The organism is Martelella alba (assembly GCF_005217455.1).
Taxonomy (GTDB): Bacteria; Pseudomonadota; Gammaproteobacteria; order Enterobacterales; family Enterobacteriaceae; genus Acerihabitans.
Map to the genome: position 1 here is coordinate 1 of NZ_SZPQ01000154.1, position 798 is coordinate 798.

The 798-nt window shown below is 60.7% G+C and carries 1 protein-coding gene; it reads right to left on the minus strand.

Annotated features, from left to right (window positions below):
• Positions 1-798 (minus strand): IS66 family transposase (gene tnpC / locus FCN80_RS26170; protein ID WP_136993281.1); only part of this gene is annotated, 798 nt, incomplete at both ends.

Here is a 798-nt window from a genome sequence, read left to right on the forward strand (position 1 = left end):
CAGTTTGCAACTACCGATAAGCGTATACATCAACGCTGCCCGGTCACCGCCGCTATCCGAGCCGAAGAACAGATAATTTTTTCGGCCCAGGCTCACCGCCCTTAACGCGTTTTCCGCGATATTGTTATCGATCTCCGCCCAGCCGTCGCTGGCGTAGTAACACAACGCCGGCCAGTGGTTCATCAGGTAGTTGAACGCCTTCGCCGTATCGGCTTGCCGCGATAGCGTGGTGAGTTTTTCCCGGATCCAGCTCTCCAGGCCCATCAGTAACGGTCGGGATCGCGTTTCGCGCACCTGTCGTCGTTCTTCAGCCGGACGCCCCCGGATGTCGGCTTCGATAGCATACAACTCACCGATACGGCGCAGTGCCTCGGTGGTGGTCGGTGATGGATGTCGGACATGGATATCATGGATTTTACGCCGGGCATGGGCCATGCAGCCGACCTCGCGGATATGGCCTTCTTCGTACAACGCATTGAAGCCCGCATAGGCGTCCGCCTGCAACAGGCCGCTGAACCCGGTCAGATGCGTTTGCGGATGAGCACCCTTGCGGTCCGGGCTGTAAGCGAACCATACCGCGGGCGGCCGTGTCGAACCGGCATTGCGGTCGTCACGCACATAGACCCACAGCCGGCCGGTTTTGGGCTTGCCGTTGCCCGGTTGCAGCACATCCACCGGCGTGTCGTCGACGTGCACTTTTCCCGTATCCATCACATAGTCACATACCGCGTCGGCCAGCGGCGCCAGCAGGTTACTGCACAGTCCTACCCAACCGGCCATCGTGGCCCGGCTCAGCGC